15 protein-coding genes are annotated in these 15,901 nt (G+C 61.3%); 2 read left to right on the forward strand and 13 right to left on the reverse strand.

Features of this window, described 5'->3' with window-relative positions; all coding sequences use genetic code 11:
* Window positions 1-20: 20 nt before the first annotated feature.
* From BLS61_RS13950 to zur, 6 genes are all read right to left on the reverse strand, one after another.
* Window positions 21-689, reverse strand: coding sequence for a methionine ABC transporter permease (locus tag BLS61_RS13950; RefSeq protein ID WP_090431789.1), 669 nt, complete (start codon window positions 687-689; stop codon window positions 21-23).
* Window positions 689-1,696 (reverse strand): methionine ABC transporter ATP-binding protein, encoded by a 1,008-nt coding sequence (locus BLS61_RS13955; protein ID WP_090431791.1) that lies wholly within the window; start codon window positions 1,694-1,696, stop codon window positions 689-691. The genes BLS61_RS13950 and BLS61_RS13955 overlap by 1 nt, the downstream gene beginning before the upstream one ends.
* A gap of 173 nt (window positions 1,697-1,869) precedes the next feature.
* A complete protein-coding gene (locus BLS61_RS13960; RefSeq protein WP_090431793.1) occupies window positions 1,870-2,706 on the reverse strand; it encodes a PA5502 family lipoprotein in 837 nt (278 codons plus the stop codon).
* A gap of 150 nt (window positions 2,707-2,856) precedes the next feature.
* Complete coding sequence (gene znuB, locus BLS61_RS13965) at window positions 2,857-3,645, reverse strand: zinc ABC transporter permease subunit ZnuB (protein ID WP_090431795.1); 789 nt, start codon at window positions 3,643-3,645, stop codon at window positions 2,857-2,859.
* Entirely contained in the window at window positions 3,645-4,433 is a 789-nt protein-coding gene (znuC, locus tag BLS61_RS13970; RefSeq protein WP_090431797.1) for a zinc ABC transporter ATP-binding protein ZnuC, read from the reverse strand. Before znuC ends, znuB begins: the two co-directional genes overlap by 1 nt.
* Entirely contained in the window at window positions 4,430-4,915 is a 486-nt protein-coding gene (zur, locus tag BLS61_RS13975; RefSeq protein WP_090431799.1) for a zinc uptake transcriptional repressor Zur, read from the reverse strand. Before zur ends, znuC begins: the two co-directional genes overlap by 4 nt.
* Window positions 4,916-4,981: 66 nt before the next feature.
* Here zur and znuA point away from each other — a divergent pair, with 66 nt between their 5' ends.
* Window positions 4,982-5,920, forward strand: coding sequence for a zinc ABC transporter substrate-binding protein ZnuA (gene znuA, locus BLS61_RS13980; RefSeq protein ID WP_090431802.1), 939 nt, complete (start codon window positions 4,982-4,984; stop codon window positions 5,918-5,920).
* Between the two features lie 313 nt (window positions 5,921-6,233).
* Window positions 6,234-7,475 carry an MFS transporter gene (locus BLS61_RS13985; protein ID WP_090431804.1) on the forward strand — a complete coding sequence of 414 codons (1,242 nt, stop codon included), beginning with the start codon at window positions 6,234-6,236 and terminating at the stop codon, window positions 7,473-7,475.
* Between the two features lie 55 nt (window positions 7,476-7,530).
* Here the strand turns inward: BLS61_RS13985 and BLS61_RS13990 are convergent, their stop codons facing one another.
* The 7 genes from BLS61_RS13990 to tssI all read right to left on the reverse strand — a co-directional run.
* A complete protein-coding gene (locus BLS61_RS13990; protein ID WP_090431805.1) occupies window positions 7,531-7,815 on the reverse strand; it encodes a hypothetical protein in 285 nt (94 codons plus the stop codon).
* A gap of 284 nt (window positions 7,816-8,099) precedes the next feature.
* Window positions 8,100-8,573: a hypothetical protein gene (locus BLS61_RS14000; protein WP_090431806.1), complete on the reverse strand. Its 474-nt coding sequence runs from the start codon at window positions 8,571-8,573 to the stop codon at window positions 8,100-8,102.
* 174 nt (window positions 8,574-8,747) lie between these two features.
* Window positions 8,748-9,521 (reverse strand): hypothetical protein, encoded by a 774-nt coding sequence (locus BLS61_RS14005; protein WP_090431808.1) that lies wholly within the window; start codon window positions 9,519-9,521, stop codon window positions 8,748-8,750.
* A 90-nt stretch (window positions 9,522-9,611) separates the two neighbouring features.
* Complete coding sequence (locus tag BLS61_RS14010) at window positions 9,612-10,370, reverse strand: hypothetical protein (RefSeq protein WP_244157953.1); 759 nt, start codon at window positions 10,368-10,370, stop codon at window positions 9,612-9,614.
* 18 nt (window positions 10,371-10,388) lie between these two features.
* A complete protein-coding gene (locus BLS61_RS14015; protein WP_090431812.1) occupies window positions 10,389-13,826 on the reverse strand; it encodes a T6SS effector BTH_I2691 family protein in 3,438 nt (1,145 codons plus the stop codon).
* Between the two features lie 14 nt (window positions 13,827-13,840).
* Window positions 13,841-14,689, reverse strand: a complete 849-nt coding sequence (locus tag BLS61_RS14020; protein ID WP_090431814.1) for a DUF4123 domain-containing protein — start codon at window positions 14,687-14,689, stop codon at window positions 13,841-13,843.
* Window positions 14,686-15,901 (reverse strand): type VI secretion system tip protein TssI/VgrG (gene tssI / locus BLS61_RS14025; RefSeq protein WP_139205560.1); only part of this gene is annotated, 1,216 nt, incomplete at its 5' end. The genes BLS61_RS14020 and tssI, both read right to left, overlap by 4 nt.

The following is a 15,901-nucleotide window of genomic DNA, read 5'->3' on the forward strand; positions in this document are numbered from 1 at the left end:
CGAGTCGCCGCTTGTTGGGGTTACTTGCGGGAAAAATGTATGACCAGGCGATCACCGACCATCTGCAGCACCTGCACCAGAACCAGCAGCAGGACCACGGTCACGGCCATCACGTCCGGCTGGTAGCGCTGGTAGCCGTAGCGCACGGCCAGGTCGCCGAGGCCGCCGCCGCCGATCAGGCCGCTCATGGCGGTGTAGGACACCAGGGTAATCGCGGTGACCGTGGTGGCCGCGAGCAGGCCGGGCAGGGCCTCGGGCAGTAGCGCGCGGGTGATGATCTGCCAGGTGCTGGCGCCCATGGCCTGGGTCGCCTCGATGATGCCGCGCTCGACTTCGCGCAGGGCGGTCTCCACCAGCCGGCCGAAGAACGGCGTGGCCCCCACCACCAGCGGCGGGATGGCGCCGGCGACGCCCAGCGAGGTGCCGACCAGCAGTTCGGTGAAGGGGATCATCAGGATCAAGAGGATGACGAAGGGCACCGAGCGCAGGATGTTCACCACCAGCGACAGCGCGCCGTACAGCACCGACTGTTCGAACAGCTGGCGCGGGCCGGTAAGGAACAGCAGCACGCCGAGCGGCAGGCCGAGCAGCACGGTGAACAGCATCGAGCCGAGCAGCATGTTCAGGGTGTCGAGGCTGGCCTGCCAGATTTCCGGCCAGAACACGTTGGGGAGCAGTTGTTCGAGCATCAGCGCAGTACCTCCAGATGCACGTCGGCGGCGCCGAAGCGCGCCAGCGCGGCGTCGATGTCGCCACCGGTCAGGGCCAGGGTGAGCTGGCCGTAGGGGGTGTCCTTGATGCGGTCGATGCGCCCGGCGAGGATGCTGTAGTCGACCCCGGTCTCGCGGGCCACGGTGCCCAGCAGCGGCGCGTAGGTGGCCTCGCCCTGGAAGGTCAGGCGCAGGATGCGCCCCGACACATGGGCAAAGTCGTCGCGCTGCTCGTCCTCGTCGACGTGCTCGGACTCCAGCACGAAGCGCCGCGTGGTCGGGTGCTGCGGGTGCAGGAAGACCTCGGCCACCGGGCCTTCTTCGACGATCACGCCGGCATCCATCACCGCCACGCGGTCGCAGACGCGGCGGATCACGTCCATCTCATGGGTGATCAGCACGATGGTCAGGCCCAGTTCGCGGTTGATCTCGGCCAGCAGCTGCAGCACGGCGGTGGTGGTCTGCGGGTCGAGGGCACTGGTGGCCTCGTCGCACAGCAGGATCTTCGGCCGGGTGCTCAGCGCCCGGGCGATGCCGACGCGCTGCTTCTGCCCGCCGGAGAGCTGCGCCGGGTACTTGTTGGCATGATCCTGCAGGCCGACGCGCCCCAGCAGCTCGGCGACGCGGGCGTCGATCTCGGCACGGCTCAGCTCGCCGGCCAGGCGCAGCGGCATGGCGATGTTGTCGGCGACGGTCTTCGACGACAGCAGGTTGAAGTGCTGGAAGATCATCCCGACCTGCTGGCGGAAGCGGCGCAGGCCGGTGGCATCGAGGGCGGTGACGTCGACGCCGTCGATCTCGATGCGGCCGCCGGAAGGCTCTTCCAGGCGGTTGATCAGGCGCAGCAGGGTGCTCTTGCCGGCGCCGGAGTGGCCAATGATGCCGAACACCTGACCGCTGCCGATCTGCAGCGTGGTGGGCTGCAGCGCCGGAATCTCGCGGCCGGCGACGCGGTAGGCCTTGTGGACGGATTGAAACTGGATCACGCGAACGACCTTTTGGGTGTGTTCAGGGGCGGGCCTCTGTGTGCAAGGGGCCGGGCGCCGGGTGGGCGCAAAAGGGCGCTAGTTTACCCGGCAGTGTTTAGGCCGAGAAAATCTTTGTTGGCCTATGGTTATTACAAAACGGCATTACCGACGCGCGGTGGACGGTGCTTGCCTCATGGGCGCTGCGGGCTCAGCAGCAGGCGCGGCGTCTGCTGGGGCACGATCTTCTGGCTCAGTTGCGGGCGGAAGCTCGGGTCGAGCTTCTTGATGCGCGCCGACAGCAGCGCCGCGACCCAGGGATAGTCCTTGGCCTCGCGCACTTCGATGCGCACGGCGCAGCGAAAGGTCACGACATCCGCTGCCACGCTGTCGAGCAGGCGGCGCAGGTTCTCGTTGTCCTGATTGTCCAGCATCGGCATGGCGATGACGCTGGTTGCCGCGCTCGGGTCGATCAGGCGCGCCTTGGGCTGGCTGCTGGGCGCCGCTGTCGGCTGGCCTGCAGGGGGTGTCGCTTGGGTCGCCTTGGCCTGGCGCTCGCTGGCCTGGCGCTGCTGGCGCAGTTGCTCCTGGCGCTCTGCGTCGAGCCTGGCGGCCGCCTCGCGCGCCTGCTGCTCGGCGGCGGCCTGGCGAGCGGCGCGTGCGCTGTCGATGGCCTGGTTGAGGTCGTGGCTCAGGGCAGGCGCCTGCGGCATCAGGCTGCGGGCCTGGCCCAGCGCCTGCGCGGCGCGATCCAGGTCGCCCTGCTGCAGCGCTTCGCGGCCCTGCTCCATGTAGGCTTCGGCCAGCTGGCGTTGATACTGCTCCAGGCGGGTATCGCGGCTGGCACGCTGCTGCAGCTCAGCGAGCTGGCTGCGCGCGTCGTCGAGCCGTTCTTCGGCCAGGCTCAGGTCGAGCTGGCGGAAGGCAACGACCAGATCGTCGACCGGCGGCAGGCTGTTCTGTTGACTGCTCTGGCAGCCGGCCAGCAGAACCAGAAAAAGAGGAAGACCACGGAAAACGAACGACTTCATCAAAACGAGTCTCGAATTGTGCAAAAAACGCGCAATCATACAGAGTTGCGGCAGCGATTTCACGTTGATCGCTAGCGCCATGGTTCTATGCCGCGCGGGGCCTGGCGAGGTATCGGCCAGGGCGCGGATCCGTAGGGGGGGTTAGCGCCGTCAACCGCTGCGCCTGGGCAAGGCAAAGCTGGCCAGGAACAGCGCCGCGGCGCTGACCACGATGGACGGCCCGGCAGGCGTGTCCTGATACCAGGACATGGCCAGACCCGCGCACACCGCCAGCAGCCCGAGCAGGCTGGCGCCCACGGCCATCTGCTCCGGCGTGCGCGCGTGGCGCTGGGCCGCGGCAGCAGGAATGATCAGCAAGGAGGTGATCAGCAGCACGCCGACGATCTTCATCGCCACGGCGATCACCACCGCGATCAGCAGCATCAGCGCCAGGCGAATCGCTGCCACCGGCAGGCCTTCGACCCGCGCCAGTTCCTCGTGCACGGTGATTGCCAGCAGCGGTCGCCACAGCCAGGCCAGCAGCGCCAGCACCAGTGCACTGCCGCCAATGATCCAGGCCAGATCGGTCGCGCTGACGGCGAGCAGGTCGCCGAACAGGTAGCTCATCAGGTCGATGCGCACGTCATGCATGAAGCTCAGCGCCACCAGGCCCAGCGACAGGGTGCTGTGGGCGAGGATGCCCAGCAGGGTGTCGGAGGCCAGCGGCTGACGCTGCTGCAGGGTCACCAGCAGCACGGCGAGCAGCACGCAGCCGACCGTCACGGTGAGGGTCGGGCTGACGTCCAGCAGCAGGCCCAGGGCCACGCCGAGCAGGGCGGCGTGGGACAGGGTGTCGCCGAAATAGGCCATGCGTCGCCATACCACGAAGGAGCCGAGCGGGCCGGCCACCAGGGCCAGCGCCAGGCCGGCAAGCAGGGCGTTGAGGAGAAAGTCGGGCATCAGTGTTTGCAGTCCGGGCCGTGAACATGAGCCGGGCCGTGGATGGTCAGGCCGGGCTTGACCACGCCGCCATGCAGGTCATGAGCGTGGTCGTGATGGTGGTGATAGACGGCCAGGCTCTTGGCGTCCTGGCCGAACAGTTCGATGAAGGCCGGATCTTCGCTGACCTGTTCCGGATGGCCGGAGCAGCACACATGGCGGTTGAGGCAGACCACCTGATCGGTGGCGCTCATCACCAGGTGCAGGTCGTGCGAGACCATCAGCACGCCGCAGCCGTGGCGCTCGCGCAGCCGCGAGATCAGCCGGTACAGCTCGGCCTGGCCGGCGACGTCGACGCCCTGCACCGGTTCGTCGAGCACCAGCAGCTGCGGCTCGCGCAACAGTGCGCGGGCCAGCAGCACGCGCTGCATCTCGCCGCCGGAAATGCTCTGCAGCGGGCTGTCGATCACCTGCTCGGCGCCGACTTCGGCCAGCGCCGCCAGCGCGCGCTTGCGATCCACTCCCGGCACCAGGCGCAGGAAACGCAGCACCGACAGCGGCAGGGTGGCATCGACATGCAGTTTCTGCGGCATGTAGCCGATACGCAGGCGCGGTGCGCGGCGCACGTTGCCACGCTGCGGCTGCAGCAGGCCGAGCACCACGCGCACCAGGGTGGTCTTGCCGGCACCGTTGGGGCCGATCAGGGTGACGATCTCGCCAGGCTGCACGCTCAGCTGCACCTCGTCCAGCACGGCCTGGCCGTTGAAGCTGACCGCGACCCCGTCGAGACGGATCAGCGCCTCGCTCATGGCTTGTCCTTGCAGCCCGCGCACAGCCCGACCACTTCCACGGTCTGGCTTTCCACGGCGAAACCAACGCCGGCCGCACCGTCGACGATGGCCTGGCTGATGGCCGGCTGTTCCAGTTCGGTGGCGGCGTGGCAGCTGCGGCAGATCAGGAACTGCCCCTGGTGCGCATGCTCCGGGTGGCTGCAGCCGACGAAGGCGTTGAGCGAGGCGATGCGGTGCACCAGGCCGTTTTCCAGGAGGAAATCCAGCGCGCGATAGACGGTCGGCGGCGCCGCGCGGCGGCCGTCTTCGTCGCTCAGCACGCCGAGGATGTCGTAGGCGCCGAGCGGCTTGTGGCTGGCCCACACCAGTTCCAGCACCCGCTTGCGCAGCGCGGTCAGGCGCAGACCCTGGCGCGCGCAGATGGTTTCGGCCTCGGCCAGGGCATGGCTGACGCAGCGGGAATGGTCGTGAGGGCGTGCAGACAGGGGGGTGTCGGTCATGGGCAAGGACGGCGCAGGTGAGAGACGTTATTATATTACCCGTTCAATCCCGCCCGAGTATGCCCCGTGTCGCGTCTTTTCTGCCTCATTACCTTGCTGTTCGTCGCCAATGCCCAGGCCGAGGTGCGCCTGCTCACCAGCATCAAGCCGCTGCAACTGATCGCCGCGGCGGTGCAGGACGGCGTCGGTTCGCCCGATGTACTGCTGCCCCCGGGCGCCTCGCCGCACCATTACGCACTGCGTCCGTCGGACGTGCGCCGGGTACGCGACGCCGACCTGCTGTACTGGATCGGCCCGGACATGGAAGGCTTCCTGCCGCGGGTACTGGAGGGGCGCAGCCAACCGGACGTGGCGGTGCAGGCGCTACCCGGCATGACCCTGCGCCACTTCGGCGACAGTCATGGGGAGCACGACCACGACGATCACGATCATGCTCATGAGCACGCCAGTGACGGCCTGGGCCACGATCACGACCACCGCCCCGGCAGCCTGGATGCCCACCTGTGGCTGGCCGCCGACAATGCCAGGATCATCGCGGCACGCATGGCCGCCGACCTGGCCAGGCTGGACGCCGCCAACGCCGCGCGCTACGCCGCCAACCTGCAGGCCTTCGAGGAGCGCCTGGATGCGCTCGACGGCCGCATTCGCCCGCAACTGGCCGCCCTGCAGGGCAAGCCGTATTTCGTCTTCCACGAGGCCTACGACTACTTCGAAGCCGCCTATGGCCTCAAGCATGCCGGCGTGTTCAGCGTGCTGACCGAAGTACAGCCTGGCGCCCGTCACGTCGCCGCCATGCGCAAGGCGCTGCAGCAGGCCGGGCCCAGCTGCGTGTTCAGCGAGCCGCCTCTGCGCCCGCGTCTGGCCGAAACCCTGACCGCCGGCCTGCCGGTCAAGCTGGCCGAGCTCGACGCCCTGGGAGGCGACCTGCCGGTCGCCGCCAGCGGTTACGAGCAACTGCTAGAAAACCTGGCGGGCGGTCTGAGCGAGTGCCTGGGTAGCCTGTAGGACTGTAGGGTGGAACGCCCTTTATCGTTCCACCCGGGATTCGCCAGTCGAGGATTTCTGGTGGATGAATACGCAGCGCGCTGGGTAGCCTAAAGGGCCTTTGGGGTCACATGCAGGGCCTTCGCGTAGCCCGGATGCAATCCGGGAGCGATGGTGCTGGCCCCGGATTGCATCCGGGCTACAGGTAATCGAACTCCCATGCCGTGGGAGGGGTTTCAGCCGCGACGAGCCTGCCTACGAACTGTAACCACCCTCGCATTGCCGCTGACCGGAACAAACCACTAGGCTTGCGCTTTTACTGCGAGCGCCCGCCATGTCGCCAACCGCACCTCGCCCATCCAACGCCACGCTGGTGCTGCTGGCCTCGCTCTATTGCGCGCAAGGCCTGCCGTCCGGGCTGATCGCCCATTCGCTGCCGGTGCTGCTGCGTCAGCACGGTGTCGACCTGGCGCTGATCGGCCTGCTCAAACTGCTGGCCTTGCCCTGGCTGCTCAAGGTGCTCTGGGCGCCGTGGATCGACCGTCTGGCCTCGCAGCGTCTAGGTCATCACCGTGGCTGGATCCTGCCGCTGCAGACGGGCGTGATCCTTTGTGTGGCCGTGCTGGCGATGCTGGCGCCGCAGACCCTGTTCGGCTCCGGCCTGTGGTTGCTGCTTGGCCTGCTGCTGCTGATCAATCTGCTGGCGTCGACCCAGGACATTGCCACCGATGGCCTTACCGTGCGCCTGCTGCCCGAGCGCTGGCGCGGCCTCGGCAACAGCCTGCAGGTCGGCGGCTACAAGGTCGGCATGATCGTCAGCGGCAGCGGCCTGCTGCTGGTGATCGACCCGCTGGGCTGGAACCTGGCTGTGGGGCTGGTGGCCGGCCTGATCCTGTTGATGACCGTGCCGAGCTGGTTGTTTCCCGAGCACCGGGTCCTGCCCTTCCAACCCGCCCTGGCCGAAACCGCGATCGGCCCGCGCCTACTGCTGAACCACTATCGCGGCCTGCTGGCGCAGCCCGGCATGCTCCTGTGGCTGGCGGTGGTGCTCACCTTCAAGCTGGGCGACTCGCTGGGTTCGCCGATGATCAAGCCGATGCTGGTGGACCAGGGCTGGAGCAGTGCAGCGCTCGGCCAACTGACCCTGATCAGCAGCCTGGCCGGCATCGCTGGCGCGGTGCTCGGCGGCCTGCTCTACGCCCGCATCGGCGTACTGCGCGCACTGATCCTGTTCGGCACCCTGCAGGCCATCGGCATCGCCGCCCTGGCGCTGCTGGTAGGGCAAGGGGGCAATGTCGGGCTGGTCTATGCCGTCACCCTGTTCGAGCAGGTGGCCGACGGCATGTCCACCGTCGCCCTGTTCGCCGCCATGATGCGCATGTGCCGCCCCGAACACGAAGGCGCCGACTTCACCCTGCAGGCCTCGGCACAGTTGCTGTTGTCCGGCTTCGTCGGTGCCAGCAGTGGGGTGCTGGCCAAGGCGTTGGGGTATGAGGGCTTGTTCGTCGGGGCGGGGGTGTTGGGGTTGCTGGTGTTGGTGGTCGTGCTGATGCACGCGCGCCGTACTCAAGGCTGAGAACGGCGCGGCATGACCAAGGAGCAGTCCAGCGAGGAATGCTCAGGAACCAGTCTCAGGCGTTAGTCGGCGCAGGCTCGCTCAGACCTTGAAGCGATTTCTTCGCGCCGAGAATACCGATGACGCCGACGGGGACGAAGGGCACGCAGCCGATGATGAACAGGATGGCGCCCAGCTTGGTCTTGTCGAGCATGACCAGCAGCATGCCAACCAGGTTCAACGCCAAAAACGGCAGCATCCAGACGAATAGGCCTTCATAGCGGGGCTCCACGCTGATCCAGATCACCGCAAGCAGGTGAATGACGGCGCCCAGCGGCATTTTGAAATCCATTTTGTTCATGCGTTCTTTCCTTGAGTGTGTTGTTGGAGGTTGAGGTTGGTTGTCTGCAATCAATCGGCATAACGCACATGGCGAGTCATTAGGTTGAGGCGGCCAGTGATGTCATAGGCGTTGACGCGGGCCAGGTTCTGCGTCAGTTGTGCTTCCCAGGTGTCATCGCCCATATCGCGCCAGTAGCGCTCGGGGCGGCCCGTGCAGCGGTCATGTGCCGCTGTGATCGGTTCGTTTGCGCGGTGCTGCTCTGAGAAGGGAATTATTTATTGATTTTGTCGTTGCGGCACAGATTATGACGGATCGGTCTGCGGCGCGTTGCTTGGGCCCCCGCTGATAAGTGCGCCCGCTTCAGCCAGGAAAGTATCCGTCAGGGATACGTTGCTCAAAAAGAAGCGCTGGTTATTTCCCTTCATGTCAATTGTCAGTGACTTGAAGAATGGATTGCGTCGAACGCGGATATTCTTGATATCACTGGCACGAAGCAGTTCGTTACGACGGTAGGACTCGGATTCGTCAGTGTATCGAATTCCCTCGGCTGTCAAAGAGACGCTTACATATTGGTCGCGTCGTGCGAGTGAAGAGGCAATGAATAGAATGACATTCACGGTAATGGATAACCCGAGGGGCCAGCCAACTAGATAAGCTCCCAAATTAGTAAAGGGAAAGAAGATAAGCGCGAGTAGGATGCTCGTTATCGTTGTGCTGAACATAGCCCAGGACATGACGCTGAGGTATTGTGCAGGGTTCCAAGTTGCTTGTGACATGATTCTTCCTTGTGATGATCTATTGGTTGGGGAAATTAATTTGTGTGTCTACTTGGAGTGCTTCTGTAGTTGGGAGAGTTTGCTCCACTTTCGCGCGCATGTGGCACCTGCAAGGGGAGCGGCCAAATGTTCTGTGAAAATGGCGCCATATCGGTACTGGATTTCGATTGATTTTTAGAATTGTAAAACTTCTACTTTTTCGTGTGTGTGGGGAGTGTCTGTGTTTTTTGAAAGTATGATTTCAGCAGTGGTTTCAAAATCTCTTTTGTGGCAGAAAATATATGTCCACCACGGCAGTGTCTTGTTGATATTCTCGTTGAGCCATTCATATTCCAAGCTGACAAGGTGGCGTGATTTGTCTATGTAAATATGATTTATTTCATTCCAGGTAAATACATTGTGCCTGTAGAGGCTGTGCATTTCTTGGAATTGCTTTGAGTTAGCCAGTCCTAGATAAAGCAAGCCCATGCCGCCAGGCCCAGCGAGCGCTACCCAAAAGGCCGATGGGTCAAGTGCAACAACGAATATAACGGCGATAGCGGCGATAACTGTCAGCCATTTCAACGCGATCATCCAACCTTTACTTGGTGCTTTCCACTCGCAGACTTCTATGCCTGTTTCGGTCAGGCGATAAGCGAATTTTGTTTTTTGATGGGTTGTGCCATATAGAGCTAAAAAGAAAACAGAAAGAAATATTGCGCTCCAGGACAGTTTTTCAATTAAAGGAGAGTTATCGTTCTTGAAAAACATCAAATAGCAGGCGCCCAAGGCTACGCTCATCATGAACCAAAACATACCATTGGCAACTGTCGTGTTATAAGGCCTTGCCTTGATTTCCCATTCCAACAGTGCGTTTTGATTGGCGCACTTCCAGTTGTGGTGGTCTGGAAGTTCGATGGACTGGTTCCAGGGTAGAGCCTGTAGGAATCTGTTCAAGGTACTGCTCATAAGCAATCATTCACTCGTATGTGGCATCTGCAGGGTGGCGTAAGCACGTATTTTGTGAAGAGAGCAAAATAGTAGGGTTGGGCTTGGCGGCTAGAATTGCAGTACTGAGACGCTCTCTTCTTTTAGGGGGAGTTCTTTTAGCTGCTCACGGATGAGGGAAACGTGTTTGTCGAAGTTGCGTTTGTCCGAGAAAATGTAGAACGGCCAATCCACATATTCATTCGAGTGCGGGCTAAGCCAAGGTGTCTCAAGGCAAATTATCTTCTTAGATCGATCCAATGTGATATTTTTGAACTCGCTCCATTGATATTCATACGTATGGTAGCTTGTATGTAATTCTTGGAATTGCTTTGAGTTAGCCAGGCCTAGATAAAGCAAGCCCATGCCGCCAGGCCCGGCGAGTGCTATCCAAAAGGCCGATGGGTCAAGTGCAATAACGAATAGAACGGCGATAGCGGCAATAACCGTCAGCCATTTCAAAGCGATCATCCAGCCTTTACTTGGCGCTTTCCACTCGCAGACCTCTATGCTTGTTTCGGTCAGGCGATAAGCGAATTTTGTTTTTTGATGAGTTGTGCCGTAAATGGCCGTCATGGTTAATATATAAAAAGGTATTCCTATTGCTATGGATTTTGAAGAGTTAGGGTTAAATATCTCGCCCATCCACCCAAAAAATATAGTGGTGAATAGGAAGAGGCAAATAAACATGCCATTGGCAACTGTTGTATTATAAGGCCTTGCCTTGATTTTCCACTCTAGGAACGCATGTTGATTGGCGTGCTTCCACTGATGTTGCTCTGGAAGTTCGATGGACTGGTTCCAGGGAAGAGCCTGGATAAGTTTGTTCAAGGTACTGCCCATAAGTAATTATTCACTCGTATGTGGCACCTGTAAGGAGAGCAGGCGGGTGCTTTGTGAAGAGAGCACCATATCGTTATTGGGTTCCTTGCTGAACGCATCGCTTTTCAGATCCGCCTCGGAGGACGAGGTGCCTATATCCACGCGGAACATGTAGCCCTGGCCGTTGGCGCTTTCCAGAATTTGCTCCGGGTAGCGAACTTCCAGTTCCAGCACGGGGGGGCGCTGGTAGGCGATCCAGGTTTGCCAAAGGCGGTGCTGTGTGCCCTCGGGGTAGAGGGTGTCACCAGGCAGCGGCCCGTTCGGGCGCTGTGCGGGGGGCTGGCCAAATTGTTCGATGGGCGCCCAGTGGCCTTCGAGGAACTGGTCGTAGAACTTGTCTGCCATGCCTTGCATCAGGCTGTCGGAGAACCAGCCACTGTCCACCATGGCCGGTTGCAGTTTTACGGCTGTTCCCTCCAGCTTGGATGGTAGCAAGAGCTGTAGCCAGAACCCGGTATAGATACGCGGGCCTCGCCCGTAGTAAGGCAAGGTGGAGGCGCGAGCCGCCAGGCTGGGGCGCAGGCTGATTTCCATCAGGGTGCGCAGTTCCTTCTTGTGATCTTCGTCACTGTGCGTCCACTCAGGAGATTTGCCCCAACTGCTGCGATACAGCCAGAGCCGCAGACCCTCACGTTTGTATTGGTTGGCGACCATGCTGGCGATCAGGTAGATCACGCCGAGTAGCGCGATGATGATGGTCACCGGATTGGACATGACCCAGGCAAAACCGAACCAGAAGCCCAAGGCGCTACCTACTAGTTGCACGCCGGCAACCGCCGTCATTCCCATCAAGGCGTACATTTTTACGTTCAATGCAGTTTCTTCGGCTTTGCTAGTGGCCTTATCCACATCCTTTGAAACCTGCCAAGCTTCCACCCCCGCCGCGATAGCGCCGAATGCGGCCATACCCATGGTGCGCAAAACCAACTGCCGGGCCAAGACTGAAAACTCTGCGCTTCCAGCTTTCAGCCAAGTGCTGACCCCTGCTTTTGCTAGCTGTGTTGTTCGTGTTCTGAGGGTTCCCTGCATATTCGCCCATTTGTTCCACGCCGGCACCGTCCAGAGCGCCATCAGTGCGTTGGCGGTATAGGCGGCATTGGCGCCGACCGTGCGCAGCTCATCCTCACTGAAAATGCCGTCATTGCGTGCCTTGTCCAGGCTATTGATGAAGTTCCAGATATTCAGCCCGGCGACCAGCACGGGCAAACTGCCGCCAAGCTCCTGATTCATCCACTGACGGCTGCGGGCTGCATAGCCTGCCGAATTTTTTGCTTTGAGCTGCAACTGATCGAGCAGTTCTGATTGGCCCAGTGTCGCGAGCCACATGTTCACTTGGCGGGTTTGTACCTTGGTTATCTTGGATTCGGTGACGACATTACCGATTACCTCGTTAGGCCTTTGCAGGTACAGCGTCTCGCGCTTTTGTTCCAGGCCGAGCAACTGTATGCGCGCCGAGCGTTTGTCGGGGCCTTTACCGGGTAGAGAAAGAGTACGCTGCAGGCCTTTGATGTTCTTCTCGAGCTGGGCAACCTGCATTTGCCATTTACGGTTCTTCTTCGCGAACTCGGGGTCAAGAATCAAGCGGGTTTGCGTCGATATTTCCGTAGACACCAAAACCTGGGTGACGCTGAAGGCAAAGATTCGAACCGTGGGTACGAATTTCTCGCTCAAGGCAGGTAGCAAAACAAAAGCCATCAGGTTCCAGCTGTCCTTGGCTTTTTGTCCCACTACGTTGCGCAGGGTCTCGAAGGCACGCTTGCCTGGCTCGGAAAGGCTCTTGTACAGGTTGCTAGCCTGTACGCTCGGCAGGTCAAGTACCGATTTCACCTCGTTGGCTCGGCTGACTTCACTGGTGGTGTCGGAGAGTCCGCCGTGGGCTTGCCCACTACCGTCGCTCTGCCGCCCCAGGTTGTCGATGGTGCCGTAGGTGGTGAAGTTCGTAGAGATTTGCTCAATCAGCGTGGAAAGCTCCGTGCTGAAATTGAACAGCGCCAGGCCTGCCAGCGTGGAGGGGTTGCCGTACTGCTTACAGAGCCATTGCTGACCCGTGTCGCTCGCGCCCAACTGCTCATATAGATTGGCCATGGTGTCCAGCAGATCTGTCGATTGCTGCGGATGGCAGGGGTCATAGAAAACCTCTTCTGCTTTCGGGCTGAGGTTCTTAAGCCAGTCGAGCAGGTCGCTTTCGCTGCGTTGGATGTGGGTATTCAAGCGATCCTTTTCATTGGCTCGCTCCTGGAGGTAAGTCCAGACCTCATCGAAGCGAACATCCTCGCGCCAGATCTTTTTCTGCTGCCATTCTTCTACCAGCGCGCGCCATTCCGGCCCCGACGGTGAGGTGCCCCAGTTTGTGCGGAACTGCTTTTGGGCCTGCTGTACTTGAAGGGATTTGAGAGTCAGGGTCGCGTCACTGCCGCTGTGATTGAGTAGCTGAGCTTCGCTATCGAGCAGGCTATGAGCCTCCTTGATGAAAGCTTGTTTGCGGCTTGGGTTGGCTGACACCGACTTGGGGATAAAAGGATCTAGGTTGACACCGCAAAGGCGTTGAACGTTCTCGGCGCTATTGAGCTTGTTGGCATGCTGTTTTTCTGCTGCTGCCAGCTCCAGCCAGCGGCCCTGTAAATTCATGGCCAGGTCGTCGACGATGGCCATAGGGTCGTCCAGGGCAACGAAGAGGGCGCTGTCCTGATCGGGTACGCTGCCGAGTATTAGGGCCTGGTCGATCGACTGTTTGCAGGGGCGGGACGAATCGTCTTTGTTCGTCGCTACCAGGCAGCTCTTGAAGGTCGGGGCTGTTCCTCCGGCCAGGATATCGGCGACCGCACTGCCTATTTCACGGATAGGTGCGGCATGTGCTGCCTGCATCTGGGTGCAGTATTGCGGCAGGTTAAGCGCGCGCATCCAGCGCTTTTGCTCTTGTGGGTTGCTGCGCATTTTTTCGCACAGGCGCCAGGTCCACTGCACGGGGGAGTAAGCGAGGAGCAGGCGGCTGCGTTTCGGGTATAGCAGGTAGGATTTGCTGTCACCGGGGTTGTTTCGCTCATCCTTGCCCAATTGGGCATTACCCCATTTATGGCGGATGAATTGGTGACCCTTGACCTGATACTCGTGAAGCGTGCGGTCCGTTTCATCCCACACGTACAGCCAGCCGTCGCGCAGTTGGCGCAGGGTGTAGCTGCGCGTCTTGAGCTTTGGTAGATGGCCGGCGTTCCAGCCCTTGGGTAACGGGTTTGGACCTTGGGCACTGCCGCGAGCCGGTGACTCGTCTATCGCATAGCGTACGGGGTGGATGGCAATTTCACCTGCTTTCAGCGGGCATTGACCATTTGCAGTGGCCGGCTTGTTTTCAAAAGCCTGGTTGCGTTTGGCTTGTTGCAAGGTTTTGTCGGAAGTTGTCGTGCTCATGGAGATCCGTTCCTTTAGCCGGCAAGGCAGTCTTCATCCAGGGCCTGGATACGTTGTTCTGGCGCTAGTTTCTGGGCGTCTGGTGTCCTGGCTAGCCAGGCCTGGTAGGGGCTGTCGGGGCGCGTAGCGAAGTCGTTGCCCCAGCAGGCACAGCGCTCGAGCCAGATCGCAATGCTCCGCTCGTTGACCAGCCCCCAGGCCTCGGCGTCGAGCAGGCGTTGTTCCAGCCACTGCCCTCGTTCCTGTTCGCCAAGGCCTGAGAGGCTTTGTGGGTAATCTGCGATCAGCCAGTCGTATAGCCGTTCCTTGAAGCTGCGCCGGTAGGCCTGTTCCAGTGCCTGAACCTGATCATCGGCGAGATGGTTGAGCTTGCCTTCCAATCGTGGGCTGTTGGGATGCGGGCGATAGGACTGCCATTCGACTGCCTGCGAGGGAGCCCAGTTGGGTGGGGGCAAGGGCACTAACCATTCGCTTATGGGGCCCAGGAGGCCTTGATAAGCGGATGAGGGGTAACTGTTCAGCCAGTAAGCAGTCACCAGTGGATCTGCGAAGCGAAAGAGGCTGTAGCTACCCAGGTTGTCGGTGATAGTGATGAACTGACTCAGGTGATCGGCGACATCGTTCAGCGTTGCTGAACTTTGTAGTTTGCTGGCCTGCCTCTGAAGGTGAGGGTTGCCTTGCCATTCACCCAGCAAGAACGAATGGCTGTCCAGACCAACCAGAATTGGGCCGAGTTCTTTGACGCCGTCCCAGCGGGTGCCGTTGTAGAGTGGAATGACCTCGATAGGTTCGCCTGTCCCATAAAGCCATTGCAGGGCGTCCTGACGAAGTACGCCATCCACGAGCAGGAAGTCTCGGTTCATGCTTTGGCGTCCTGTTTGGCTCGCTCGCAGATTTCACACCTTGGTGTGGCGCGTAACAGCGCCTGTCGCTGAGCAGGTACAAGCAGTTCTCCCGCCTTATCCGCGTCCGCAGGCTTCGCCGCTCCCGGCAATACCGGCGCTGCCCCCGAACCACTGCCCGGCGCGCCGCCGGAGTTGATCTTGATCACCGGCCCGACCAGGGTCACGCCGCCGCCGTCGAGTTTGATAAAGCTGCCGCCGCCCTTGAGGGTCAGTTCGCTGCCGGCTTCGAGCACGACTTTCAGGCCGCTGGAGAGGTGGATTTCCTGGCCGGCCTGGATGAACTGGCCGTTGCCCAGCTTGATGTGCTGGCTGTCGCCCACCGTGAGGTGGTCGTTGGCCTTGATCTCGGCCTTGCGGTCGGCGTGAGTGGTGCGGTGTTCTTCGGCCTTGAAGTGGCTGTAGGCGTTGGCCTCGACGGTGTCGTGGCGCTCAAAGCCGACGCGGATCTTCTGGTCGTGCTCGATGTTCTCGTCCCAGTCGCGCTGGGCGTGGATGTAGATCTGCTCGGCGCCCTTGCGGTCCTCGATGCGCAGCTCGTTGTAACCACCACCGCCAGGGCTGCTGAGGGTCTTGAACACGCTGCGGGTCTTGTTCGCCGGCAGGTCGTAGGGCACCACGTGTTCGGCGTGGTACAGGCAGCCGGTGATCAGCGGCTGGTCGGGGTCGCCTTCGAGGAAGGTGACCAGCACTTCCATGCCGATGCGCGGGATGGCGATGGCGCCGTAGCGATCGCCCGCCCAGCTGGAGCTGACCCGTAGCCAGCAGCTGGTTTTTTCATCTGCCTGACCTTCGCGATCCCAGAAGAACTGCACCTTGACCCGACCATATTGGTCGCAGTGGATTTCCTCACCGGCAGGGCCTGTGACCACGGCGCTCTGGCTGCCGAGGATGCGCGGTTTGGGGTGGGCCAACTGGGGGCGGAAGGGCACGTCCCAGGGCGTGGCGGTAAAGCGGTTGCGGTAGCCTTGGTGGAAGTCGGTGTTGTCAGCTTTACCCTCTCCCCCGGCCCCTCTCCCGGGGGGAGAGGGGAGGTTCAACACCGACTCTTCCAGCACCTGCGGCTGCTTGCCTTCGTGCAGCACTTCGGTCAGCAGCCAGAGCTGGTTCCAGGCCTCGCGCGGGTGCTCGGTCAGGTCGAGGAAGTGGCCGCTGACCAGGGTCGGCGAATCG

The organism is Ectopseudomonas guguanensis, assembly GCF_900104265.1.
Lineage (GTDB): Bacteria > Pseudomonadota > Gammaproteobacteria > Pseudomonadales > Pseudomonadaceae > Aquipseudomonas > Aquipseudomonas guguanensis.

Excerpts from the sequence above, each read along its gene's own strand:
- BLS61_RS13950 (WP_090431789.1), bottom strand. The coding sequence starts at position 689 with ATGCTCGAACAACTGCTCCCCAACGTGTTCTGGCCGGAAATCTGGCAG.
- znuC (WP_090431797.1), bottom strand. The coding sequence starts at position 4,433 with ATGAGCGAGGCGCTGATCCGTCTCGACGGGGTCGCGGTCAGCTTCAAC.
- BLS61_RS13990 (WP_090431805.1), bottom strand. The coding sequence starts at position 7,815 with ATGAACAAAATGGATTTCAAAATGCCGCTGGGCGCCGTCATTCACCTG.
- BLS61_RS14005 (WP_090431808.1), bottom strand. The coding sequence starts at position 9,521 with ATGAGCAGTACCTTGAACAGATTCCTACAGGCTCTACCCTGGAACCAG.
- BLS61_RS13985 (WP_090431804.1), top strand. The coding sequence starts at position 6,234 with ATGTCGCCAACCGCACCTCGCCCATCCAACGCCACGCTGGTGCTGCTG.
- znuB (WP_090431795.1), bottom strand. The coding sequence starts at position 3,645 with ATGCCCGACTTTCTCCTCAACGCCCTGCTTGCCGGCCTGGCGCTGGCC.
- BLS61_RS14020 (WP_090431814.1), bottom strand. The coding sequence starts at position 14,689 with ATGAACCGAGACTTCCTGCTCGTGGATGGCGTACTTCGTCAGGACGCC.
- BLS61_RS14015 (WP_090431812.1), bottom strand. The coding sequence starts at position 13,826 with ATGAGCACGACAACTTCCGACAAAACCTTGCAACAAGCCAAACGCAAC.
- zur (WP_090431799.1), bottom strand. The coding sequence starts at position 4,915 with ATGACCGACACCCCCCTGTCTGCACGCCCTCACGACCATTCCCGCTGC.
- BLS61_RS14000 (WP_090431806.1), bottom strand. The coding sequence starts at position 8,573 with ATGTCACAAGCAACTTGGAACCCTGCACAATACCTCAGCGTCATGTCC.
- BLS61_RS13960 (WP_090431793.1), bottom strand. The coding sequence starts at position 2,706 with ATGAAGTCGTTCGTTTTCCGTGGTCTTCCTCTTTTTCTGGTTCTGCTG.